Origin of the sequence: Streptosporangium heterodermiicola, from assembly GCF_051390675.1 — a bacterium.
In the GTDB taxonomy this organism is placed as follows: Bacteria; Actinomycetota; Actinomycetes; order Streptosporangiales; family Streptosporangiaceae; genus Streptosporangium.
In genome coordinates this window covers 1-333 of record NZ_JBPJSR010000129.1, presented here as the reverse complement: position 1 = coordinate 333, position 333 = coordinate 1, and the positions used below count along the sequence as shown (strand labels likewise).

General features: G+C 70.0%; 1 protein-coding gene. It reads right to left on the bottom strand.

The window, feature by feature from the left end; genetic code table 11:
- On the bottom strand, positions 1-333 hold a 333-nt coding region (locus tag ACSC1Q_RS43200), incomplete at both ends, for a TCP-1/cpn60 chaperonin family protein (RefSeq protein ID WP_436764546.1).

Sequence of the window (333 nt, the reverse complement as noted above, 5' to 3'; positions counted from 1 at the left end):
AGAAGTCCATGTCGCCGCCGCCGGGCATGGCGGGGGCGGCTCCGGCCTTCTCGGGCTTCTCGGCGATGACGGCCTCGGTGGTGAGGAACAGCGCCGCGATGGACGCCGCGTTCTGCAGCGCCGAGCGGGTCACCTTGGCCGGGTCGATGATGCCCGTCTCGAACAGGTTGACGTACTCGCCGGTGGCGGCGTTCAGGCCCTCGCCCGGGGGAAGGTTGCGCACCTTCTCCACCACGACGCCGCCCTCAAGACCGGCGTTGACGGCGATCTGCTTGAGCGGCTCCTCCAGCGCCTTCTTCACGATGGCGGCACCGGTGGCCTCGTCGCCGAACA